The following is a 23,683-nucleotide window of genomic DNA, read 5'->3' as shown; positions in this document are numbered from 1 at the left end:
GCGTCACCCTGCCTCTGGCGCGGCGGGGGCGGCGTCAAGATACATCATGATATCAAAGTCTTCGGGCATCTCGTCGAGAACCGCCTCGGCCTTGGCCTTGTCAGCTTCGTAATCCTCGGGTTTCCAGATCTGAAAGGTGTCGCCCGCGCCCGCAAAGACCGCCATGTCATCAAGACCGATCTTGTTGCGCAGCTTGGCGGGCAGCACGAGACGGCCGGTCTCGTCGACTGTCATCGGGTGGCTCTGACGATGAAACAGGGTCTCCATCATCCGCCGGGGCACAGAGCCGCGCGGCAGGGCGTCGATCTTGGCATCGACCTCTTCGATGGCTTCCATCGTATAGCATTCGAGATAATTGCGGCGGTGGTCGCCATAGACCACGACAAGCTGCGGGTTCTGCCCGGACTGCCAGTCAGGATCACCGGCTTCGAGCACACGACGAAACAGGGCGGGGATGGACACCCTGCCCTTCGTATCGACCTTGTGCTCGCTTTCGCCTCTGAACCTGCGGCTCACCTGCCCTGTCCTTTACACACGCTCCCGCGTCACATTCCGTTCCCCAGAAATGAGAAACGGCGGGTTGATCCGCTGCCACCGATCAACCCGCCGCCCTCGTCCCGCTTAGCGGGGGGTGTCCAGCTGCGCGCGCCACCTGGGGGGATGTCTGCTCGCCCGCGCGCCGGATCCTTTGGTCTGATGAAGGCGTATGGCCTGTATGAAACCTGCTTGTTTTTAGCTTCGGGGTCGTTTGGTGCCCCTATGGGTGTTCGTCTTCATCCGATGACAAAGGGATGCCATGGGAATTCATGGAAATCAACAGTTTTGTTTGACAGGTGAGACGCAAACAGCACCAATGAAGGGCAAAATTTGCCCTTGAAAACAAGACAGGCTGCTCTTTTGGCACAACATATAGTGGAAATGGAGGGGCAGCACGGACTATTATGTGGAAGAGAGCGAAGTGAAAATTTATCCCGTAATTTCCCAGATTTTTTCGGTTCTCACGTCGAAACGCCCAATGTTCGCAAATTGTTCCTGACTTGCAAAGATATTTTCCAAAGAAAGGCCGCGAAAAATCCGGGGTGAAGAGAGCGGCATTCGACTTTGCCCAAGCGTGTCCCATGGTTTCCCACGGTTCCATCCCATGATTTCCCACGGTTCCGTCCCATGATTTACCAAGGGAGCGATCCTTTTTCGTCCGCGCCCGCGCGAGCCGCGACTTTCTCCGACAGAACCTCACGCAATCCATACGAAAACACTTTCCGGAATCACCCTTAAAGAAAAGAAAGTGATTCCCCTTTTCGGAGAATTCGAATCGTTCCGCCGATTCCGTCAGATCGCCAGCTCAGATCCTTACCAAATGACTGACGTCACTCAACGCTACGTAAAGATGACTCATGTGCACAATTTTTACGCGCGTAAAGCCGCTTTGACCGGAATATCGGCACCTTCGAAACAGCGCTAACAGTGTTGACCGGTCAACACTTAGCCTATCCATGCATTTGCTGCATGGCAGCATTGAAAAAGGGTGCGGTTGTGCAGGCGCAGCAATTTGCTAAATTGGTTTCAAGTTAAGGCGCTGGCAACAACGGCACCTTGAAAAGGAACAACGGATCAGGTCCTCCTCTCCTCCTCCCTGGAGGGTCTGTATTTAGCGGCGGCATCACTCTCCTCCCCGATGTCGCCGCCTTTTATAACCGGCCTTACGGCCAAAAGATGCACCTGCGACCGCTCCTCCCTGTGTCGTAGGTGATGCAAGAGAGCGGCGACATCATCCTCCTCCCCGATGTCGCCGCCTTTTGACCCCAGGTCTCCGGACCTGACCGGAATTCGTCTGTGGCCGCTCCTCCCTGTGCCGCAGATGATGCAAGAGCGCGGCGACATCATCCTCCTCCCCGATGTCGCCGCCTTTTGACCCCCCCCCGGCAAACCCGGACCGAAATTAGGAATTCGTCTGTGACCGCTCCTCCCTGTGTCGCAGATGATGCAAGAGCGCGGCGACATCATCCTCCTCCCGATGTCGCCGCCTTTTTTTTTGCGTCCAAGAATATACTTAGCCTTACATGGTCAATCGTTGGTTAGCATGCCGTTTCGGGGGTGACCTTCGCTAACAATCTGCCCGCTCCCTGCCCTTCCCGGCGGCAAGATTGCAGGATCGTGGTAACGCAAAACGGGCCGAAAACACCGGGCACCTCCTGTGCACCATCTGTACACCCCCTGTACATCGCGGGTGCAGCCGCGAGCATGTTTCCCATAGCGTCCCGTTACCGGACATGCCTTATGAAAAGCCGGTCAGTCGGTCCTGCGTGCTTTCAAGCCGCAATAAACTGGATGTTGAGCGCGTTTCGCGCTAGAGTTGTTAACACCACACTCGCGGCACTTGTTCAGACCGATCAAGGATCGAAACGACATGAAGCGAAACACCTTACTGGCCGTGGCAGCGATCATGGCCCTGCAATCAACCCTGACCATGCCGCGTGCGGCGCTTGCGCAAGAGGCAAATGCCTGCCCGGTGGACGGCTGCCTTGTGCAGATTACCTCGGTATCTGCGGAAGGCGACGAACTGGCCCTGACCTTCGAGGCGAATTTCGCCCCGGACATGTCGAAGAACCATATTCATGTCTGGTGGGGCGACCGTTTCACCGTGCGCCAGGTCAGCAATAATGCCGAAACCGAATATGACCAGAAGCAGGGCGACTGGCATCCGACCGACGCCTACCCGGAATATGTGACCACCGGGGCCGCCTCGGTTAGTCAGCGCGCCGAGACCACGATGCTCTGCGTTTCGGCGGCGGATCGGAACCACGATATTCTCGACCCCGAAGCCTTTATGTGTGTCGACACCGCCGCCCTGTTCTGATCGACCCTCGGGATGGAACTTCCGGAATACATCGGCAGGTATGTCGTCCGCCGGCAGATCGCGCGCGGCGGCTTTGCCGTGGTGGCGCTTGCCTGGGACGAAGAACTGGCGGCGGAAGTTGCGATCAAGATCCTTCACTACGATGACGACGACCATGAGGGGCTGAAGCAGCGGTTTGTCGAGGAAGCGCGGCTGTTGCGGCGCATCAAGTCTTACAGCCTTGTCAATGTTCACGACGTTGGACGGCTTGGCGACGGACGACCCTATTTCGTGATGGATTATGCGGACCGGGGAACGCTGACCAACCGGGTTTCCGCGCGCCGGCTGGGTCATGAGGAGGCGACGCGCGGTCTGCCCCCGGATCAGGTGTTGCAGCTTGTCGATGCGCTGAGCGCCGGGCTGGCGGCGATCCACCGCGCCGGGGTGGTGCATCGCGATATCAAGCCGGACAACATCCTGTACCAGTCGATCGGTCCAAGGCTGCGCCCCTCGCCCGTCGGCTCCGAGGCGGAAACCATGGTTTTCTCCGAGCCACCGCCCCCTGCCTTTCAGGGTCAGGGCGAACGGGTAATCATCGGCGATCTCGGGATTGCGACAGACCTTCTGGGCCATGCGCCATCCTCTCTTATCATGGCGGGCACACCGGCCTACATGGCGCCCGAACAGTACGAGGCAGATGGCGGTGCGACTCCGGCGGCGGATGTCTATTCCGCGACTGCCGTACTTTGGCACGCGATATGCGGGGATCGGCCGCCGGAACAATTGGATGGCGGAGACGAGCTGGCGGTGCTGCCCCCGGCGTGGCACGATTTCGTTCAGCGCGGCATGGCGGTGAACCCACAGGACAGGTTCGAGGATATCGACAGCTGGGGGCGCGCCGCGCATGACGCGCTGGCGCTGGTCGCGGCGCATAACCCGGTGGACCGGGGCGATGCGCGCATCGGTCACGCCGATCCGACCACCAGCGCGGAATGCCCCTACCGGGGGCTCAGCGCGTTTCAGCCGGAAGATGCCAACAGGTTCTTTGGCCGCGAGGAGATCGTCGCCGACCTGATCGCCCGGTTGCAGGCGCAGCCCGTGCTGGTGGTTGGCGGACCGTCCGGCAGCGGCAAGAGCTCTCTGGTGCGGGCGGGGTTGATATCCTCGCTGCGACAAGGGGCCATTCCGGGGAGCGAGAACTGGCGGATCGAGCTGTTCACCCCGGGGCGGGATGCGCTGTCGGGCCTCTATTTCCGGCTGCGCGGTGACGACGGCACGACGCGGGTGCGGCTGGAGGAATTCATCGCGCACCCCGGGCTTGCCCGCGAGGTGCTGACGGCCACAGCAAGCGAGCCGCTCTTGCTGGTCATCGACCAGTTCGAGGAGCTGTTCACGCTGAATACGCCCGAACAGGCTGCGGCCCTTGTCACGGCGCTGGCCGCGATCACCGAGCCGGTCGAGAACCCGGTGCGGGTGGTCATCACGATCCGGGCGGATTTTTATGAAATGTGCGCCACGATCCCCTGGCTGGCCGAGGCGGTGAGCCGCAATCAGGTGCTGGTCGGGCCGATGACCCCTGCCGATCTGCGCCGGGCGGTGCTCGAACCGGCGCGGCGGGCGGGCTATTATATAGAGCAGCATCTGGTTGATGCGATCGTAAATGACGCGGGCAGCGATGCGGGCGCCCTGCCCCTGCTGTCCCATGCGCTGGTCGAGACATGGATGCGGCGCATGGGATCGACGCTCACGCTTGAAGGGTATCAGGCCAGCGGCGGCATGGCGGGCGCGGTGCGGCAGACGGCGGATGCAGTTTTCGACACGGTGTTCACGGATGAGGAACGGCGGGTGGCGAAACGGCTGCTGCTTGGGCTGGTAAGTCCCGGCGAAGGCGGGGCGGACACGCGGCGCATCGTGGCGCGGTCCGAACTGGAGAACGACCCGGACGCCGAGGTGCTTGACCGGGTGATCCGCCGTCTGACCGAAGCCCGCCTGCTGACGGTGGATGACGAGACGGTGCAAATCTCGCACGAGGCGCTGCTGCGGTCATGGCCAAGGCTGCGGCGCTGGATCGAGACCTCGCGCGCGGATCTGCGCACCCGGCTGCGGATCATCCAGTTGGCCGAGGACTGGATCGAGGGGGAGCGTGACCCGGAGCTGCTGCTACGGGGTGCGCGGCTTGACTATCTGCACGAATGGTTCGTGAAGAATCGCGACAAGACCGGCGCGCTGGAGAGCGACTTCATCGGCGCGTCAGTTGCGCGGCGCGATGCGGAACAGGCAGCGCAGGCCCAGCGGCGGGCAAGGCGCAGACGCTGGCAGGTTGCGTCGGTCAGCGGGCTGGCGCTGCTGGCGATCGGGGCGACGCTGGCCTCGATCATGGCCTACCAGCAATCGCTGCAGGCCCGGCACAACGCCGAACTGGCCGAGGCGGCGAGCGAACAGGCGCAGGAGAGCTTTGCCAGTGCGCTTGGCGCGGCGGCGGCGGGCTATACGCAGGACGACCCGCTGCTGGCGCTGAATCTTGCGGCGCAGTCGATCACCCGCTCGACCTCTGCCCGGACGACGTTTGACGCGCGGGTGGCCTTGCTTCAGGCGCGGCAGGTGCTGGCAAAGGGCGCACCGGTGCCGCTGGGCGCGCCTGTCGCGGCGGGGGATGCGCTGGCCTTGTCGATATCGCCGGACGGGCGGTTCGTGGTGACCGGCGGGCGCGACGGGACGATCCGGATTGTCGATACGCGCAGCCGCCGCCGCATAGGGACGATGTATGACGCGACCATCGGCGGGATACAGGATATCCATTTCGCGCCGGACGGGCATTCGTTTGGCGCGGTCGGAGACCGGGGAAAGCTGATGGTCTGGCCCTTTGACGTGGGACTGGCAGGAACGCCCATCACCGTCGGGGAAACCAGCGACGTGCTTTGGCGGCTGGCTTTCGACCCGGTGTCAAAGGTGGTGGCGACCTCGGGCGAGGATGGCAATGTGCGGATCTGGCCGCTGGAAGGCGAAACGCTGGGCCAGAGCCGGGTGCTGGCGCGGCGCAGCGGCGGCGATTTCACCTCGGTCGCCTTTGGGCCACGCGGCGATATGGTGGCCGCCGGAAACGGTCTTGGCGAAATTCGCGCATGGTCTTACCCTTCAGGAAAGGAACTGTTTGCGCCGCTTGCCAGCCTGCATTCAAGCGATATCTGGGAGCTGGCCTTTAGCAGCGACGGCAACCTGCTGGCCACGGCAAGCAGCGACGGCAGCGCCTCTGTCGTGTTGCCAGATACCGGCAAGCCATGGGGTCATGCCTTTGAAAGCGAGGACAAGATCGGCGCGGTTGCCTTTCTGCCCGCTGATCGCGCGCTGGTGGCGGGCGGGCCGGATGGCAAGCTGTATTTGCGCGACCTTGGATCGGGCGGGACGGAACTGCGCTCGCCCCCCGGGCATACGCGGCCGATCATCGATATCGCCATTTCACCGGAAGTGCCGCTGGCCGCGACGCTGGGCATGGATCAGCAGATCCGCCTGTGGCGGCTGGGGCCGGTGCCGGAATTATCAAGAGATTTCAAGGTTGCTTCGGGTGCGAAGGCGCGCGGGGTTGCGCTTGGCGCGGAGCGGCTTGCCTATGCGGATACCGCCGGGATCGTGACAACCGTTGGTCTGGACCGGAGAGCTTCTCCAATCGTCCGACCCCTTCATGACAATCAGGTCTGGGCGCTGGCCTATGCGCCGGAAGGCGCTCGGATCGCCAGTGCAGACCGGAACGGGCGGGTGGAGATTTCAGATGCCAATGTGGAGGCGGCGCGGATCAGCCTGCCCGCGCGAGAGGTGCCGGTCTGGTCGCTGACTTTCGATGCGGAGGGCACCCGTCTGGCCGTGGCTTACGAGGATTCCGTGCGCATCTATGATGTCACCACCGGTGAGGTCACCGCCACATTCGAGCCGCCCGAAGGGGATGTGACCCGCGCGGCGCTGGACCGAGGCTTTCACCGGCTGGCGATGGCCACGACGAGCGGCAAGGCCTTTGTCTGGGAAATGGGTAGCGACAAGCGGCCCCTGACACTGGACGTGACGCCTAATATCGTCTGGTCGGTGTCCTTCAGCGCGGACGGAACGACGCTGGCGACCGCTGACAGCGACGAAGTGATCGCGATCTGGTCGATGCCCGAGGGCATCCGCCGCGCGAATTTCAGCGGCCATGTGCGCGGGGCGACGGATGTGCTGCTGCTGGGCGATGGCTCGACGGTGGTGGCCAGCGACCGTGGCGGCGGGTTGCATTTCTGGGACCTGACCTATGACAAGGGGATCGGTCAGATCGCGGCAGCCCATGACGGAGCCATCTGGCGGCTTGCGGCCCATCCGGACGGGCGGCGGTTTGCCAGCGCGGGTGATGATGGGGTGGTGCGGCTTTGGGACCTGTTCAGCCTGCAGAACGCTTGCGATCTGAGCCGCGAGGCGCTTGGGTCGCAGCGGCGCGCGCAGTACCTTGGCGGGCCGGACGCGCCGGACATGTGCCGCGACGACCACGGCAACAATCGATGAGGCGTCTGGTCAAAGGTATTTCGTGGGGATCGCGGTGGTGAATTTAAGCTCTTCCATCGAGATCATCGAATTTATTTTGCTAAACTCCAGCCGTTCGATCATCTTTTTATATACCATGTCATAGGTTGCGATGTCGGGCACCACCACCTTGAGAATGTAATCGACCGAACCGCTGAGCCGGTAGGCTTCGACAACCTCGGGGATTTCGTCCACGAGGTCGCAGAATTTCTTGAGCCATGACATTTCGTGGCGCGGAGTGCTGACGCCAATGAATACGGTCATCGGCACGTTGGCACGCTCCTGATCGACGAGAACCACGCGGCCCTTGATCAGACCCGCTTCCTCCATCCGCTTGATGCGACGCCAGCAAGGCGTCGCGGAAAGACCGACAGACTCGGCGATCGCGCTGATCACCGTGTCGCTGTCGTTCTGGAGGATGTCGAGAATCTGCTGGTCGATCTCGTCAAAGCTGAGACTCTCGACGGGTTTGCTCCCGGTCTTCCTGAGCTTGCCGTTGCTCATGCGGGAATGAACTCGAGGATGACGCCCGAGGTGTATTCCGGCGCGACGGCAAAGCCTGCATCGGTCGTTGAAACGGGAATCGAGGCGCTGGCCATGCAGGCACGGGCCGCTGCCATGTCCGATACCTTGACGCGCAGGCCGGTGAAAGCGCCACGGGGCGTCTGGGCAAGATCGATGGAAGGGTAGAGTTCGGCCATCTTCGCCTCGCTCATCACCATGAGCGGTGCTGAATCGCTGCCGGTGTCGACCGTATATATGTCGTCCGCTTCCGAGACGCTGCCCTCGGCCCAGAGCTTGGCAAAGCCATCGGCATCCTTTTTTGCGTCGTCCGAGATCGCGAGGATCGCGCCTAGGCCGCAGGCGGTGTTGGGATGCACGAGCAGTTCGGGAATCCAAACGGTTTCGGGCGTCTTGTGCTGACACATGAAGACCGATCCGAGCGGCACTATATCGGCGTCGAACATGACGGTAGAGAAAGCCGCCGTGCCGGTGCCACCATCGGGGAGCGGCACGGGGCGTTCAAAGCTGCCGAGACCGTGGGTGCCGAGGCCAAGCTCGGCCAGATCGCTGGCCGCGCCTTCGGCAGTGTCTATGCGGCAGGCGACGGCGTGCAGCCCCTGCCCCTGTTCGGCCAGCGCCTTGCCGCGTTCCGCGTTTCCGGGCGTGGGCAGCAGAAGGCCGAGCAGTTCAAAGTAATCCTCGGGGAACATGATGGTGTAATTGGCCGAGCCCTTGGCCTCGGAATGCAGGCCGCGCGGCGAGAGATTGAAACCAAGCGCTTCGTATTGCTCGGCGGCCTGATCGAGATCGTTCACCAGGACAAAGCAGTGATCGACGCCTTTGACGGGGTGGGACATGTAGGGCTCCTTGTTGCCGGTTCGTCCGGGTTAATGTGGGGTCAACGGCGCACCGGCGCCAGTACGATTTCGTGAACGGCGACCGAAGGGTTCATCCGGGCCACGTAGAGCGCGGTTTCGGCCATATCCTCGGGCTGGATCATCGCCTTCATGGTCGAGACGTCAAACCCGGGGCGGCGGGTGAGCAGCGGCGTCGCGACCTCGGCCGGACAGAGTGCGGTGGAGCGGATGCCGTTCACGCCCTCCTGATCGTTGAGGCTGGCGGAGATATCCGAGAGCGCGTGTTTCGACGCGCCATAAGCAACGCCGCCATTGGCGGAATGAAAGCGGCCAGCCCAGCTTGAGGTGTGGATCATGATACCGTCTTGTTGGGCGCGCATGATCGGCAGGCAGGCGGCAATGACATTGAGCGCGCCGGTCACGTTCACATCGAGCAGACGATCCCAGCTTTCCCAGTCGAGATCCGCCCAGCGCCGCTTGGGGATGTTCAGGCCGGCGTTGTTGCACAGGATCTGGATGCCCTCGCCCCAGTCAGAGACTTGCTGTGCGGCGGCGGCCATGCCGGCCCGGTCGGTCACATCGCCGGGTACGATCAGAGAAGGTGCCTCTTCCGGCAGAGAGGCGGCGACCTCTTCAAGAGATTCCCGGTTGCGTGCGGTCAGGGCAACGCGGTACCCGGCCCCTGCAAAGCCGCGCGCCAGCGCCGCGCCGATTCCGGAACCTGCACCCGTAATCCAAACAGTTTGCAGCATCAGCGTGCCTTTCATATTGTCATTTGCTGAACATCTATACTATGTTTGATGAATATCATAGTATCACATTCTTATCTGGACTAAAAAGTTAGAATGTGAGTTGACGTAGTTGATGAGCTTCCACAAATTAGGCTTACCCCAGCGGAACCTTGCGATTCCGCAGGTAAGCAACCAACAGGGAACTTGGACATGAAGAAGCGACTATCACGTCTCGGCCTCGCCTTTGTTGGCGCTGCGGCGCTTGGAGCGCCCATCGCGACAAATGCGCAGGAGGTAAAAACCGGTGGCACCGCCATCATTCACATGATCTCGGAGCAGCGCACGCTCAACCCCGCGCTGCGCGCCTCGACCGGCGTGTACAACATTTCGGGCAAGATCGTCGAACCGCTGATCGACAAGAGCTATGACGGCTATGAGCCTGTTTTGGCGACGGACTGGTCGAGCTCGGAAGACGGGCTGGCGATCACCGTCAACCTGCGCGAGGGCGTGAAATGGCACGACGGTGAGGATTTCACCTGCGAAGACGTGTCTTTCACCGCTATGAACATGTGGAAGGAACTGCTAAACTATTCCTCGGCGCTTCAGTCCAATCTTGAATCGGTCGACTGCCCCGATCCGCATACGGCCGTTTTCAACTATTCCAAGCCGATGCCGCTTGAGTTGTTCGTCGCGGCGATGCCTGATCTTGGCCACCCGATGCCCAAGCACCTTTATGAAGGCACCGATATCCTCAAGAACGAGCTGAACACAGCGCCCATCGGTACCGGCCCGTTCAAGTTCGTCGAATACGAGCGCGGTCAATACGTGATGGCGGTCAAGAACGAGGATTACTGGCGCGAGGGTTATCCCTATCTGGATCGCATCGTCTGGCGGTTCATCAAGGACAAATCCGCCGCCGCTGCCGCGCTAGAAGCGGGTGAAGTGCATGAATCCGGGTTCATCGGCGTGTCGATGGCGGATGTTGAGCGTCTGTCGGAAGATGACCGTTTCGACGTTGGCACCAAGGGCTATGAGAATAACGTCGCCCACTCGACCGTCGAGTTCAACCACCGCAACCCGATCCTTGCCGATCTGAAGGTACGTCAGGCGATCTATCACGGGCTGGATATCGATTACGCGATCGACACCATCATGCGCGGCTTTGCCAAGCCCGGCCGTGGTCCGGTACCGTCGGCGGGTGGTGCGAACTATACCGATGACGTCAAGACCTATGACTACGATCCTGAGCTGGCCAAGCAGATGCTGGACGAAGCCGGTTATCCGGTGAAGGATGACGGGTTCCGTTTCAAGCTGCGCCACCGTCCGGCACCCTGGGGCGAGTACACCCAGCTTTGGGCCGAGTATTTCGCGCAGGCGATGAAGGAAATCGACATCGACGTGGAGATCCTGACCAATGACGCGCCGGGCTTCCTCAACGGCGTCTATCGTGACCACGATTTCGACACGGCGAACGGCTGGCACCAGTTCCGTTCGGACCCTGCGGTTTCGACGATGGTCTGGCTGCGGTCGGGTCAGCCCAACGGAACGCCCTGGACCAACCAGTTCGGCTGGCAGAGCGACGAGATGGACCAGATGATCGACGATGCGGCCTCCGAGCTTGACCCGGACAAACGCGCCGAAATGTATCACGAGATCCAGAAGAAGGCGATGGAAGAGCTGCCGGTGATCTTTGCCATCGAGCATCCCTTTATCTCGGTCACGTCCAAGAAGCTGATGAACCACCACAATACCCCGCGGTGGAATTCCTCGAGCTGGTACGACCTGTGGCTCGACGAGTGATCTGAAAATCGGGCGGGCCGGATGCGGCCTGCCCACCTCCTCTCTCGAAAGAAGATTGATGAAATTGGCTCTCCCCCCGATCCTGATCTATTCGCTGCGCCGTCTGGCGCAGGCCATACCGGTGATCATCCTGATCATGGTCGGCACCTTCCTTTTGCTTAAACTCGCGCCCGGCGACACGGTCGATGCGCTTGTCGGCGACATGGGCGGGGCGGATGCCCAGTTCATCGAACGATTGCGGGTGGAATACGGGCTGGATCAGCCGGTCTGGGTACAGCTCTGGCGCTATATGGAAAAGCTGGCGACCTTTGATCTGGGCTGGTCTTTCGTTTACGAACAGCCGGTTGCCACCGTTCTGATGGACCGTCTGGGCACTACGCTGCTGCTCATGGCGACCTCGCTCAGCATCGCGTTCACCGTTGGTGTGGCGCTTGGCGCGATTGCCGCGCGGCGGGCCTATTCGCTGACCGATAACGTGATTTCGACGCTTGGCCTGATCTTTTATGCGACGCCGAGCTTTTTCCTGTCGCTGATGATGATGCTGCTGTTCTCGGTGAAACTCGGCTGGCTGCCGGTGGGCGGGATCAAGACCATCGCCGGGTTCTACACCGGTTGGGACCATGTCTGGGACGTGGCCCTGCACCTGATCATGCCGACCGCCGCGCTGTCGCTGATCTACCTCTCCTTCTACCTGCGCCTGATGCGCTCGTCTGTATTGCAGGTGGCCGATCTTGATTTCGTACGTACCGCGCGGGCCAAGGGCGCGGGCGAGACCCGGCTGATGTTCCACCACATCATGCGCAATGCGCTGCTGCCGGTGGTCACCCTGTTTGGCCTGCAATTTTCGACGGTGCTGGGCGGTTCGGTGGTGGTTGAGACCATCTTTACCCTGCCCGGGCTTGGCCAGTTGGCCTATCAATCCGTCATCCAACGCGACATGAACACGCTGATGGGGATCATCTTTCTCTGCTCGATCATCGTTGTCGTCGTGAATTTCCTGACCGACCTGCTTTACGCACGTCTCGACAGCCGGATCGAACTCGCATGACTGTTCTCGATACAGAACTCCGCCCGCCGGAACCCTCGCGCGGCATCGTCTTTTGGCGGCGCTACCGGCGCAACCGCGCGGCGCTGCTGGGGCTTTTCATCTTTGCCGTCGTGGTGCTGATGGCGCTGACCGCCGGGTTTGTCGATCCGGGCGATCCGCTGCGCCGGGCGGGCGATCCGCTGACCTCGCCTTTCGTGGACATGTCGGTGCCGCTGGGGACCGACCAGCTTGGCCGCGATATTCTTTCGGGCCTGTTCTACGGCGCGCGGATCTCGCTTTTGGTGGGCGTGGTTGCGACACTGGTGGCGATTGCCATCGGGGTGATCATTGGGGCGCTTGCCGGGTACTTTGGCGGTTGGGTCGATGACGTGCTGATGCGCGTGACCGAGGCATTCCAGACCATCCCCAACTTTGTGCTGCTGCTGACGCTGGTCGCGATCCTTGGCTCCAAGATCGAGTGGATCACGCTGGCCATCGGGATCGTGAGCTGGACGGCCCCTGCCCGCATGGTCCGGGCCGAGTTCATGTCGCTGAGAAACCGCGAGTTCGTGGATGCGGCGCGGAACCTGGGCGTGTCGAACACCTCGCTGATCTTTCGCGAGATTCTGCCCAACGCGCTGCCGCCGATCATCGTTTACGCGTCGGTTATCATGGCGCTGTCGATCCTGCTGGAAAGCGCGCTTGCCTTTCTTGGTCTTGGCGACCCGAACTATGCAAGCTGGGGCAACATGATCGGACAGGGTCGCGCCGTGCTGCGTACCGCGTGGTACTGCGCCGCAATTCCCGGGATCGCCATCGTTTTGACTGTGCTGTCTTTCTCACTCCTCGGCGAAGGCCTGAACGACGCGCTTAACCCAAGGCAGAAGCAATGAGCGATCACTCCCCTATCCTCGAAATCCGCGACCTGAAGATCGCCCTGCCCGAAGGCTCGGACCGTCCCTTTGCGCTGGACGGGCTGAACCTGACCGTGAAACCGGGCGAGATCGTCTGCATGGTTGGTGAATCCGGGTCGGGTAAATCCCTGTCCGCCGGGGCGATCATGCGCCTGCTGCCGGAGCCGCATGTGCATGTGGCGGGCGGGTCGATCAACTTTCTGGGCGAGGATATCCTTGCCAAGACCGACCGCGAGATGAAGCAGATCCGGGGCAACCGGATTTCCATGATCTTTCAGGAGCCTATGACGGCGCTGAACCCGCAGAAGACCGTGGGCTGGCAGATCGACGAGGTGCTGAAGCTGCATATGGAAGGCAACCGGGCCGCGCGGCGCAAGCATGCCATCGAGATGCTGAACCGGGTGCATATTCCCGATCCGGAGTCGGCCTATAACGCCTATCCGCACCAGATTTCCGGTGGCCAGCGGCAGCGGGTGATGATCGCGATGGCGCTGTCGCTGTCGCCCAAGCTGGTGATCGCGGACGAGCCGACCACCGCGCTGGACGTGACGACGCAGTTACAGATCCTCAAGCTGATCCGCGAGTTGCAGCAAGAGGACGGCGCGGGCGTGCTGTTCATCACCCATGACTTCGGCGTCGTGGCCGAGATCGCCGATCATGTGATCGTGCTGAGGCAGGGCGAAGTGGTCGAACAGGGCGCGGCGGATCAGGTGCTGAACCATCCGCAGCACCCTTATACCCAAGCTCTGATCGCCTCGGTTCCCGATCTGGCGCCGCCGCCGCCGAAACCGGTGAGCACCCTGCCCGTCGTGCTGAAGGGTACCGGGCTGAAAAAGACCTTTGCTGCCAAGGGTGGATTGCTCTCGGGCAAGCGCAAGGCGGTGACCGCCGTGAAAGACCTGAGCTTTGAGCTGCATCAGGGCGAAACGCTGGGCGTCGTCGGTGAATCCGGGTCGGGCAAGACCACGGTGTCACGTCTGGTGACCCGACTGCTTGAGGCTGATGCGGGGGCTGTCGATGTGGACGGCAAGGACCTGCTGGCCTGTTCGCCCTCGGAACTGCGGGGGATGCGCAAGCATATCCAGATGGTGTTTCAGGACCCGATGGCGTCGCTCAACCCGCGCAAACGGGTGGTCGACCTGATCGCGCAGGGCCCTATCGTACATGGTGAGGACCCGGAAAAGGCGCGTGCCCGGGCGCGCGAATTGCTTGAGCTGGTGGAACTCTCCCCTGCCGCCGCGAACCGGTTTCCGCATGAATTCTCGGGCGGTCAGCGCCAGCGGATCGGGATTGCCCGGGCGCTTGCGATGGAGCCTAAGGTGATTGTCGCGGATGAACCGGTTTCCGCGCTGGACGTAAGCGTGCAGGCGCAGGTTCTCAAACTGCTGGCCGATCTGCGCGACCGGATGAACCTTTCGCTGTTGTTCGTGACCCATGACCTGCGGGTCGCGGCGCAACTTTGCGACTGTATCATCGTCATGCAGAAAGGCGAGATCGTCGAGGCGGGCGTGACCGCCGAGGTCTTTGCCGATCCGAAACACCCCTATACCCGCAACCTGCTTTCTTCGATTCCGGGGCGTCACTGGACGCCGCCGGTCCGCAACCCCGATGCTGCCTGAGGTTTGAAAATGTCTATCCAGTTCAACGATATCCGCAGCGCCATCATTGGCGAGGGGTCGGTGATCCCCGGCCCCTTCGGGCCACGCTCGCTGCTTTATGCAGATTATGTCGCCTCGGGGCGGTCCCTGTCCTTTATCGAAGATGCGATCCGCCGCCACGTGCTGCCCTATTATGGGAACACCCATACCGAGACCTCCTTTACCGGGCGGCGTTCGACGCAGTTGCGAGAGTTGGCGCGGGAAAGTGTGCGAAAGGCAGTGGATGCCGATGAAGATCACGCTGTAATCTTTGTGGGATCGGGCGCGACCGGTGCCTCGGACAAGCTGATGCGGGCGCTTTCGTTGCGCGGTCTGGGGGCCGAAGCGGTGATATTTGTCGGGCCGTACGAGCATCATTCCAACGATCTACCGTGGCGCGAAAGCGGCGCCCGCGTGGTGCGCGTGCCGTTGAACGCAAAGGGCAGCATTTGCCTTGAGACGCTTGAGGCTGAACTGGCCGCGAATGAGGATGCGCCGGTCAAGGTTGGTGCCTTTTCGGCCGCGTCCAATGTGACGGGGGTGCGCACCGATCTGCGCGCCATCGCCAAGCTGCTGCATCGGCATGGCGCCTATTGCGTGGCGGATTTTGCCGCTGCCGCCCCCTATCTGCCGGTACGCCTTGCCGAAACCGCGCCCGGTGCGGGCGACCGGATCGACGTCGCGTTTATCTCGCCGCACAAATATCCCGGCGGTCCGGGGGCCTCGGGCATCCTGATCGCGGACCGAACCCTGCTCGACACCACGCGCCCCACGGTTTCAGGCGGCGGCACGGTGTCTTACGTAACGGCGACGGATCATAACTATGTCACCAACCCCGAGCGGCGCGAAGAAGCGGGCACCCCCTCTATCGTCGAAAATATCCGCGCGGGGATGGTGCTGCAGCTCAAGCGCGACATGGACGAGGCCGAGGTCGAAAAGCGCGAAATGGCGCGGACGGTGCAGCTGAACGAAGCCTTGCGGGCGATACCGGGTGTCGAATTGCTTGGTCCCGAGGACGTGCCGCGGATCGGTATCTTTTCCTTCAACATCCGCGTGCGCGGCAAGCTCTTGCATCACAACTATGTGGTGGCCCTGTTGAACGATTTGTTCGGCATTCAGGCGCGCGGCGGTTGTTCCTGCGCGGGTCCTTATGGGCATGAATTGCTGCATATCGACGAGATGACGACGCGGCGCCACGAAGAGGCGGTGAGCCTTGGCCATTCCGCCTTTCGCCCCGGCTGGGCGCGGCTTGGGGTCAACTGGTTCTTTGCCGAGGAAGACGTGGCGCGGATCGCCGCCGCGATCGGCTTTGTCGCGGAACACGGGCTGGCGATGCTGCCCTATTACCGGCTGGATGTGGGCAATGGTGTCTGGCGGGCTCAGCGCCCGATCGACGACGAAGGTCCGGCTTCACTGAGCGAATTGTGGTCCGGCCCCTGCCCGGAGGAGGCCGAGGCGCCGGATTTCGAGACCTGTCTCGCCGAGGCCAAGGCTCTGGCGGCGAAAAGCTGCGAATTGTCCCTGCCCGGCTGTCCGGAACTGCTGGCCGATGAAGAAGCGCTGCGCTGGTTCTGGCTGCCGCATGAGATTGACCGCAAAGAGGTTGCGGCAGGAAAGGTCGCATAATGGAAGCCGTGGAATTCCCCCCGTCGCTTTGGGCGGCGACCGCGCCCGAGCGGAAACTGGCAGCACCGCTGACCGGCAGTGCCGAGACCGACATCGCCATTATCGGCGGCGGTTTCACCGGGTTGTCGGCGGCCATCGAGGCCGCGCGTCAGGGCAAGAGTGTCACCGTGCTGGAAGGCAAGGCGGTCGGCTGGGGCGCGTCGGGGCGCAACAACGGTCAGGTGATCCCGATCCTGACCTCGGCCGAGCCGGACGCCTGGGTCAAACGCTATGGCGCGGCGGGCGAGCGGATGGTCAACCTGATCGGCAATTCGGCCAATATCCTCTTTGACCTCGTGCGTGAATTCGACATGCAGGCCGAGGCGGAACAGAGCGGCTGGTTCCAGCCTGCGCACAGCCCCGGTCGGGTCAAACTTTCGCAGATGCGGGTGGATGCATGGCGGCGCTTTGGCTTCCCAGCCGAGCTGAAATCGGCGGCGGAAACCCGCGAGATACTGGGCACCGATTTCTGGTATGGCGGGATGTATAACCCGACCGGCGGGCATATCAATCCGCTGGCGCTGGCGCGCGGCATGGCCAAGGCAGCCGAGGGACTGGGCGCGGTGATCCATGAATTGTCGCCCGTCACCAGCTACAAACGTGAAGGCGCACAGTGGGTGATCCGCACGCCAGAAGGCACGCTGAAAGCGCGCGCGCTGATCCTGGCCACCAATGCCTATACCGGAGAGCTGATCCCGTCGCTTGCGCCGAGGCTGGCGAAATCGATCGTGCCGGTGCTGAGCTGGCAGATGTCGACGGAACCTCTTGGCGATAACCTGCGATCCAAGATTCTGCCGGGGCGGCAGGCGGTGTCGGACACGCGCGGCGATCTGCGGTTTTTCCGCTATGACGCGCGCAACCGGCTGATCACCGGCGGGGCGGTGATGGGCAGTTATGACATTGCCAACCGCGTCCGACGCAAAGCCGCGCGAAGCCTTGCCGAAGCCTTTCCCGATCTGGGCGTGCCCGAGATGACCCATGTCTGGTCGGGCTATATCGGCATGAACTGGGACCGCTTCCCCCGCGTGCACCGGCTTGGCCCGGATGGATGGGCGTGGATCGGCTGCAACGGGCGCGGCGTCGCGCTTGGCACTGCGCTGGGTCGCGAACTGGCCCGCGCAGCGAGCGGCGTAGACGAGAACGAACTGGCCCTGCCCGTGAGCGAGCCGAAACCCTTTCCGGTCCATGCTGCCGTGCGGCGGCTGGCCCCAACCTATCTGGCCTGGCTGAAACGCAAGGACCTGAGCGAACCGAAATTGTGAGGACATGACCCAATGAGCGCGACAGACACGATTCCCGAAGGCATGGAGATCAACGACATTCCGATCCTGCTGCGCCGCAAGATCGAGGCGATGATCCTGAAACATGTGCTGGATGTCATCACCGAGCGCACCAGCCGCGAAGAAGGCGAAGCGGTGATCGGCGAGACCTGCTCTCGTTCGGCCATCGAACAGGGGCAGCAGCTGGCCGAAGCTCTGGGCCGCGCGCCGGACCTGACAGACTTTGCCGAGATCCAGCCGAACTGGACCCGTGAAGACGCGCTCCGGATCGATATGCTGGAAGCCACCGAAGAAAAGATGGATTTCAACGTCACCCGCTGCCGGTATTCGGAAATGTACAAGGAGATGGGACTGGGCGATATCGGCCACCTGCTGTCGTGCAACCGCGATGGCGATTTCTGCATCGGCTACAACCCGGACATCGAGCTGACGCGCACGCAGACCATCATGAAGGGCGCGAGCCACTGCGATTTCCGTTACCGCATGAAAAAGAAGGAAGCCTGAGGCATGGCCGTTGAAAACTGGGTTGCGAAAGAACTGGAATCCCTCACCGAATTCCGCCGTGACCTGCATCAGAACCCGGAACTTCTCTATGATGTGACGCGCACCGCCGCGACCGTGGCCGAGGCGCTGCGTGCGGCTGGCGTCGACGAGGTGGTCGAAGGGATCGGGCGCACCGGCGTGGTGGGCGTGATCCACGGCCAGAGCAATAAGTCGGGCCGCACCATTGGCCTGCGGGCCGATATGGATGCGCTGCCAATCCACGAGGATACCGGCAAGCCATGGGCGTCGAAGGTCGACGGCAAGATGCATGCCTGCGGTCACGACGGGCATACGACGATGCTGCTGGGCGCGGCCCGGCAACTGGTCGAAAGCCGCGCCTTTGACGGAACGGTCATCGTGATCTTCCAGCCCGCCGAAGAAGGTGGCGCGGGGGCCAAGGCGATGATCGATGACGGGCTGTTCACCCGCTGGCCCTGCAACGAGGTCTACGGGATGCACAACCGCCCCAACCTTCCGGTGGGTGAGTTCACCATCGCCTCGGGGCCGATCATGGGGTCGGTGGACGAGGTGCGGATTTCCATCGAGGGGCGCGGCGGCCATGCGGCGCGGCCTGACGAGACGATTGACCCGCTGCCGATTGCCTCGGCGATCATTCAGGCAGTGCAGACGATCACCTCGCGCACGGTCGATCCGATGGACAATGCGGTGGTGTCGCTCTGCACGATCCATGCGGGCAATGCGTTCAACGTGATCCCGCAGACGCTTGAGATTACCGGCACCGTGCGCACCCTGCGCGAAGAGGTCCGCAGCCATATCGAGGCGCAGCTTTCGGCGATCGTCCCCAACATCGCGGCGGGCTACGGGGCGACGGGCACGCTGGAGTATATCCGTATGTACCCGGTGACCGTGAACCATGAGCGCGAAACCATGCTGGCCGCTGCCGCCGCGCAGGAAGTGGCGGGCGAGAGCAAGGTGTCGCTCGACATGCCGCCGGTTTTGGGGGGCGAGGATTTCTCCTTCATGCTCAACGAAGTGCCGGGCGCGATGATCAATGTCGGCAATGGCCCTTCGGCGGGGCTGCACCACCCGAAATACGATTTCAACGACGAGGTGATTTCGTGGGGATGTTCTTACTGGACGACGCTTGTGCGGCAGCGTCTGCCGCTGGGCTGAGAATGGTAAAGGCCGGTCCCGGGGGCCGGCCTTTTTTCCTTGCAGGCCTTTTGCGGGTTTCCTCGACCTATCGACTACACCTTGCTGATGGAATTGCCGCCATCGGCCAGCATCGCGCTGCCGGTGACAAAGGACGCGTGATCCGAGAGAAGGAACATCGCTGCCCGCGCGATTTCCTCCGGCTTTGCCATGCGTTTCAGCGCGTGGAGGCCTTTCACGAAATCATGAAACGCCTCGTCGTCGCCTGCCATAGGCGTGTGGGTGCCGCCCGGCAGCAGGGCGTTGACGCGGATGTTCTCGGCCCCGTGTTCGGCGGCGAGCACCTGTGTCAGGCCGATCAGCCCGGCCTTGGCGGCGGCATAGGCGGCCATGCCTGGCAGGCCGACCGTGTGGCCGACGAAGGACGAGGTAAAGACGATGGCACCGCCGCCCCGCGCCTGCAGCGCCGGGATCTGGGCCTTTGCGGCGTGGAAGGCGCTGGTCAGGTTGACCTCGATCGCCTCGTTCCATGTCTCTTCGGTCATCGCGGGGACCGGCCCCATCTCGCCGACGACACCGGCGTTGTTGAAAGCCCCGTCGAGCCCGCCGAAACGCGACTGGGCGAGGTCGACGAGATCGGCCGCGTAGCCCGCGTTGCGGACATCGCCGGGAAGATATGCCGCCCTGCCGCCTGAGGCGCGGATTTCCCCTGTCAGGGTTTCGAGCAGCTCGCCACGACGGGCTGCGAGGACCAGCGAGGCGCCGTTGGCCGCGAAGAGCTTAGCTGCCGCCGCGCCGATGCCGCTGCTGGCGCCGGTGATGATGATGGTCTTGTCCGAGAGCATGTGCCGTTCTCCAGTTGTGCTGAACCGGCGGCAGTCTGCGTCGCGGGTGTGAGGGCGGCGACCCGATCCTTGCGGAAAGCAGGGCTAGGCGGACGCGGGCATCGCGCTGCTGTTGCGGCGGATGAAACGGGCGAGCGTTTCCAGATCGTTGGGGAGTTTCGAGACCTGCTCAAGGAGCGTTTCGCGGTCCTGCTGACCGGGCGGGAGTTCGGCCACCTTGCCCGTCGCCTGCTGCACCGTTTCGGCAAACTTGATCGGATGGGCGGTGGACAGGGTAATCATCGGGGACTGCCCGTCGTTGAACTGCTCGGCGACATGCAGGGCGACGGCGGTATGGGGATCGCAGAGGTAGCCGGTCTCAGCATAGCAGGCGAGGATACGCGCCGATGCCTCGGCCTGCGTGGCGCGGCCTGCGTCGAAGATTTCGCCGATGGTGTCGCGCAGCGCTTGCGGCAATTGGTAGGCGTGGCCGGCGGCGAGATCTGTCATCAGGCGCGCAACCAGCGTGGCGTCGCGCCCAGAGGCCTCGAACAAGAGACGTTCGAAATTCGAGGAAATCTGGATATCCATCGAGGGCGTATTGGTTGCGACCACGTCGCGCAGCGCGTGATCGCCGGTGTTCAGCGTGCGGGTCAGGATATCGTTTTCGTTGTTTGCGATGACAAGCCGATCAATCGGCAGGCCCATCAGATGCGCGACATAACCTGCATAGATATCGCCGAAATTCCCGGTAGGCACGCTGAAGCTGACCTTGCGATCCGGCGCACCGAGGGCCGTCGCAGCGGTGAAGTAATAGACCACCTGCGCCATGATGCGGCCCCAGTTGATCGAGTTCACCGCAGAGAGGTTGAACCCCTCGCGCAGGTCGGGGCGGGCAAAGAGCGCTTTCACGAGGTTCTGACAATCGTCAAAGCTCCCATTGAGCGCGATGGCGTGGCAATTGTCGGCGTTCAGCGTGGTCATCTGGCGGCGCTGAAACTCTGAGACCTTGCCATCGGGATACATGAAGAACACATCGACCCGTTTGCTTTCGCAAAAGGCGGCAAGTGCGGCGCCGCCGGTATCGCCAGAGGTTGCGCCGACGATGGTCAGACGCTCTCTGCGCTCCTCCAGCACGTGGTCAATCAGTCGCGCGAGAATCTGCATGGCGAGATCCTTGAAGGCGAGCGTGGGACCGTGAAACAGTTCGAGCAGCCAGTCGTTCGGGCCAAGCTGCACCAGCGGGGACACCGCCGGATGGGTGAACCCGGCATAGGCGTCTTCGATCATCTGTTGCAGGTCGTCCCTCGCGATTTCATCACCGGTGAATTTTTCCATCACCGCGAGGGCGACCTCGGCATAGGGACGACCGCGAAAACCGGCGATTTCTTCGGGGGTGAAGCGCGGCCAGACATCGGGGACGTAGAGACCGCCATCGCTCGCAAGCCCGGTCAGAAGGGCTTCTTTGAAGGTGAGATCGCGGGCTTTGCCACGGGTCGAGACATATTTCATCGGGTTTACCAATCGGGGTGAGAGGTCATGCCTGCCGGGCCATGTCCAGCGAGCGGGCGTGTTCGAGGAAGGCAAAGAGCGCGAGATCGAACTGGTCCGGTTGGTTGAAGAACGGAGCATGGCGACCGTTTGGGATGTCCTGCGGCGCGCCGCGCCAGATATTCCCGTATTTCAGCCGCGCGATGTAGTCGTGGTTGAGGAAGGGATCATCGCTGCCGTTCAGAATGGCGAAAGGGATCTTGCCTTCGGACAGGATCCGCATCTGCCGTGGCCAGTCGATCACGCCCAGACGCGACAGGGCATAGACCCGGGCGCGGCCATCGGTGCGGCGCAGGTTGCGGTGGAGAAAGGCGGATTCCTCGGAGATAGGGGCGGTCGCGCTATTGGCGTAGTTCGTGGCCTCGGTGCGCGAGAAGTACTGCTTGCCCGAGAGAACGAGATGCGAGTCCGGGTTGTAGCCGCGTCCGAAGTCATCGGGCACCATGTTGAGCGGCGGCGTGCCGGAAATGGCAAGCGCCGTAACCGTGACATTACCCCGCGCGGTCAGTTCCATCGCGACATAGCCGCCAAGCGACCAGCCGAACACCGAGACCTCGGTGACACCGCAATCGGCAAGGACCTCTTCGGCAATCTCGGCATAGGCCGAGATGTTGTAGCTTTGCTCGGGGTCGGCATTGGCTGAAACGCCGTGGCCCGGATAGTCAAAAGAGATGACGCGATAGCTGTCGGCAAAGCTGCGGAACTGCTTGTGAAACGCTTCTTTGCAGGCGGAGTTTCCGTGGAGCAGAAGCAGGGCCGGTTTGTCGGCATCCCCGGTATCGGCGACAGAGATCAGACCGTGGGACGTTTGCAGCAGGCGTTCCTGCGCACCGGTCATCGCCTCGCGCGTGGCGGTTTCGCGGCGGCGCAGGCGGGCGATGGCGGAGGAACGCAGGTTGTCCGCGACTTCGCGCAGTTCCTGCAAGGCCGCCCAGAGACCGCCGGGGTAGAAGACCACGACAAGCACGATGGCAAGCGCGATCACGATGTTCTGCCAAGCGCCGAACCCGGCCAGCCATTCCGAGAGGATCGAAACCGCAAAGGCGGCGACGACCGGTCCCCATATCGTGCCGGTGCCGCCGACAAGCAGGATCGACAGCAGGAGCGTCAGGAAGCCCATGCCGAAGGCATCGGGCGAGGCAACGCGCAGGTAGGCGGCATAGAACGCCCCGGCGATGCCGGTGAAGACGGCGCTGGCCATGAGGGTGAGCGCGCGGGTGCGAGCCTCGGATATGCCGCGGGCAATGGCGTAATACTTGTTGTCGCGCAGCGCCACGGCGGCGCGGCCCAGGCGCGAGCGGGTGACATAGTAGAGAAAAGCCAGATTGGCGGCGAGCAGACCCAGACCGAGGAAGTAATACCCGATGCGACCGTCCTTGGAGAGGCGATAATCGCCGATCTGAAGGGTCGGCAGCGTGACCATGCCCGAGGTGCCGCCGGTCACGTCAGACCATGACACCACGACCAGATAGATGAGCTGACCGAAAGCGATGGTGACGAGGATGACATAGACCCCGTCGAGGCGCAGCACCGGGAGCGAGATCAGCAGCGCGACGAAAGCTGCCGTGCCCCCACCCGCGAGGATCGACAGCCAGGGCGAAAAGCCGAGCGTCTTGGCGAGGATCGCGTAGGTATAGATCCCCACCGCGAAGAGCGCCACATGGGCAAAGTTGAACAGCCCGCCATAGCCGAGGCTGAGATCCCAGCTTGTCGCAACGATGGCAAAGACAAAGGCAAGGATCAGGACGTGGCGGAAATAGGTGGCCTCGAAGACAAAGGGGAAGAGGACCAGGACCGCAAAGGCGAGGATCAGCGGCAAGAGGCCCTGGGTCTTGTGAATGGGGGGATCGTAGCGCATG

At 62.5% G+C, this 23,683-nt stretch carries 17 protein-coding genes; 10 read left to right on the top strand and 7 right to left on the bottom strand.

Annotated elements, in window-relative coordinates:
* Positions 1–3: 3 nt before the first annotated feature.
* The gene (mraZ, locus tag ACU0FH_RS13410; protein WP_238369322.1) at positions 4–516 is read right to left on the bottom strand and encodes a division/cell wall cluster transcriptional repressor MraZ; all 513 of its coding nucleotides are present in this window, start codon (positions 514–516) and stop codon (positions 4–6) included.
* A 1,891-nt stretch (positions 517–2,407) separates the two neighbouring features.
* Between mraZ and ACU0FH_RS13405 the strand changes: the two genes are divergently transcribed.
* On the top strand, positions 2,408–2,857 hold the full coding sequence (locus tag ACU0FH_RS13405) for a hypothetical protein (protein WP_446195143.1): 450 nt from the start codon (positions 2,408–2,410) through the stop codon (positions 2,855–2,857).
* A 12-nt stretch (positions 2,858–2,869) separates the two neighbouring features.
* Positions 2,870–7,360 (top strand): WD40 repeat domain-containing serine/threonine protein kinase, encoded by a 4,491-nt coding sequence (locus ACU0FH_RS13400; protein ID WP_446195142.1) that lies wholly within the window; start codon positions 2,870–2,872, stop codon positions 7,358–7,360.
* Positions 7,361–7,369: 9 nt separating this feature from the next.
* On the opposite strand, the gene ACU0FH_RS13395 is transcribed toward ACU0FH_RS13400, so the two are convergent.
* Genes ACU0FH_RS13395 through ACU0FH_RS13385 form a run of 3 tightly spaced genes read right to left on the bottom strand, consistent with a single transcriptional unit; the run spans position 7,370 to position 9,491 of the window.
* A complete protein-coding gene (locus tag ACU0FH_RS13395) occupies positions 7,370–7,882 on the bottom strand; it encodes an Lrp/AsnC family transcriptional regulator (protein WP_088633354.1) in 513 nt (170 codons plus the stop codon).
* Positions 7,879–8,739 (bottom strand): VOC family protein, encoded by an 861-nt coding sequence (locus ACU0FH_RS13390; RefSeq protein ID WP_446195141.1) that lies wholly within the window; start codon positions 8,737–8,739, stop codon positions 7,879–7,881. The genes ACU0FH_RS13395 and ACU0FH_RS13390 overlap by 4 nt, the downstream gene beginning before the upstream one ends.
* Positions 8,740–8,780: 41 nt before the next feature.
* Positions 8,781–9,491: an SDR family oxidoreductase gene (locus ACU0FH_RS13385; RefSeq protein ID WP_446195140.1), complete on the bottom strand. Its 711-nt coding sequence runs from the start codon at positions 9,489–9,491 to the stop codon at positions 8,781–8,783.
* Between the two features lie 189 nt (positions 9,492–9,680).
* On the opposite strand from ACU0FH_RS13385, the gene ACU0FH_RS13380 reads away from it, so the two are divergent.
* Genes ACU0FH_RS13380 through ACU0FH_RS13345 form a run of 8 tightly spaced genes read left to right on the top strand, consistent with a single transcriptional unit; the run spans position 9,681 to position 19,470 of the window.
* The gene (locus ACU0FH_RS13380; RefSeq protein ID WP_446195139.1) at positions 9,681–11,270 is read left to right on the top strand and encodes an ABC transporter substrate-binding protein; all 1,590 of its coding nucleotides are present in this window, start codon (positions 9,681–9,683) and stop codon (positions 11,268–11,270) included.
* 58 nt (positions 11,271–11,328) lie between these two features.
* Positions 11,329–12,318 carry an ABC transporter permease gene (locus tag ACU0FH_RS13375; protein ID WP_238369328.1) on the top strand — a complete coding sequence of 330 codons (990 nt, stop codon included), beginning with the start codon at positions 11,329–11,331 and terminating at the stop codon, positions 12,316–12,318.
* Complete coding sequence (locus tag ACU0FH_RS13370) at positions 12,315–13,190, top strand: ABC transporter permease (protein ID WP_446195138.1); 876 nt, start codon at positions 12,315–12,317, stop codon at positions 13,188–13,190. The genes ACU0FH_RS13375 and ACU0FH_RS13370 overlap by 4 nt, the downstream gene beginning before the upstream one ends.
* Positions 13,187–14,830: an ABC transporter ATP-binding protein gene (locus ACU0FH_RS13365; protein WP_446195136.1), complete on the top strand. Its 1,644-nt coding sequence runs from the start codon at positions 13,187–13,189 to the stop codon at positions 14,828–14,830. The genes ACU0FH_RS13370 and ACU0FH_RS13365 overlap by 4 nt, the downstream gene beginning before the upstream one ends.
* Positions 14,831–14,839: 9 nt before the next feature.
* Positions 14,840–16,474, top strand: a complete 1,635-nt coding sequence (locus ACU0FH_RS13360; protein ID WP_446195135.1) for an aminotransferase class V-fold PLP-dependent enzyme — start codon at positions 14,840–14,842, stop codon at positions 16,472–16,474.
* On the top strand, positions 16,474–17,775 hold the full coding sequence (locus ACU0FH_RS13355; RefSeq protein ID WP_446195134.1) for an NAD(P)/FAD-dependent oxidoreductase: 1,302 nt from the start codon (positions 16,474–16,476) through the stop codon (positions 17,773–17,775). The genes ACU0FH_RS13360 and ACU0FH_RS13355 overlap by 1 nt, the downstream gene beginning before the upstream one ends.
* A 12-nt stretch (positions 17,776–17,787) precedes the next feature.
* Positions 17,788–18,297 (top strand): L-2-amino-thiazoline-4-carboxylic acid hydrolase, encoded by a 510-nt coding sequence (locus ACU0FH_RS13350; RefSeq protein ID WP_446195133.1) that lies wholly within the window; start codon positions 17,788–17,790, stop codon positions 18,295–18,297.
* Positions 18,298–18,300: 3 nt separating this feature from the next.
* Positions 18,301–19,470 (top strand): M20 aminoacylase family protein, encoded by a 1,170-nt coding sequence (locus ACU0FH_RS13345; RefSeq protein WP_446195132.1) that lies wholly within the window; start codon positions 18,301–18,303, stop codon positions 19,468–19,470.
* Between the two features lie 74 nt (positions 19,471–19,544).
* On the opposite strand, the gene ACU0FH_RS13340 is transcribed toward ACU0FH_RS13345, so the two are convergent.
* From ACU0FH_RS13340 to ACU0FH_RS13330, 3 genes are all read right to left on the bottom strand, one after another.
* Entirely contained in the window at positions 19,545–20,294 is a 750-nt protein-coding gene (locus ACU0FH_RS13340; protein WP_446195131.1) for an SDR family oxidoreductase, read from the bottom strand.
* Between the two features lie 84 nt (positions 20,295–20,378).
* On the bottom strand, positions 20,379–21,785 hold the full coding sequence (thrC, locus tag ACU0FH_RS13335) for a threonine synthase (RefSeq protein ID WP_446195130.1): 1,407 nt from the start codon (positions 21,783–21,785) through the stop codon (positions 20,379–20,381).
* Positions 21,786–21,810: 25 nt separating this feature from the next.
* Positions 21,811–23,682: an alpha/beta fold hydrolase gene (locus tag ACU0FH_RS13330; protein ID WP_446195129.1), complete on the bottom strand. Its 1,872-nt coding sequence runs from the start codon at positions 23,680–23,682 to the stop codon at positions 21,811–21,813.
* Between the last annotated feature and the right edge of the window lies 1 nt (position 23,683).

The organism is Heliomarina sp. (genome assembly GCF_052826185.1).
This window is presented reverse-complemented; position numbering and strand designations above follow the sequence as displayed.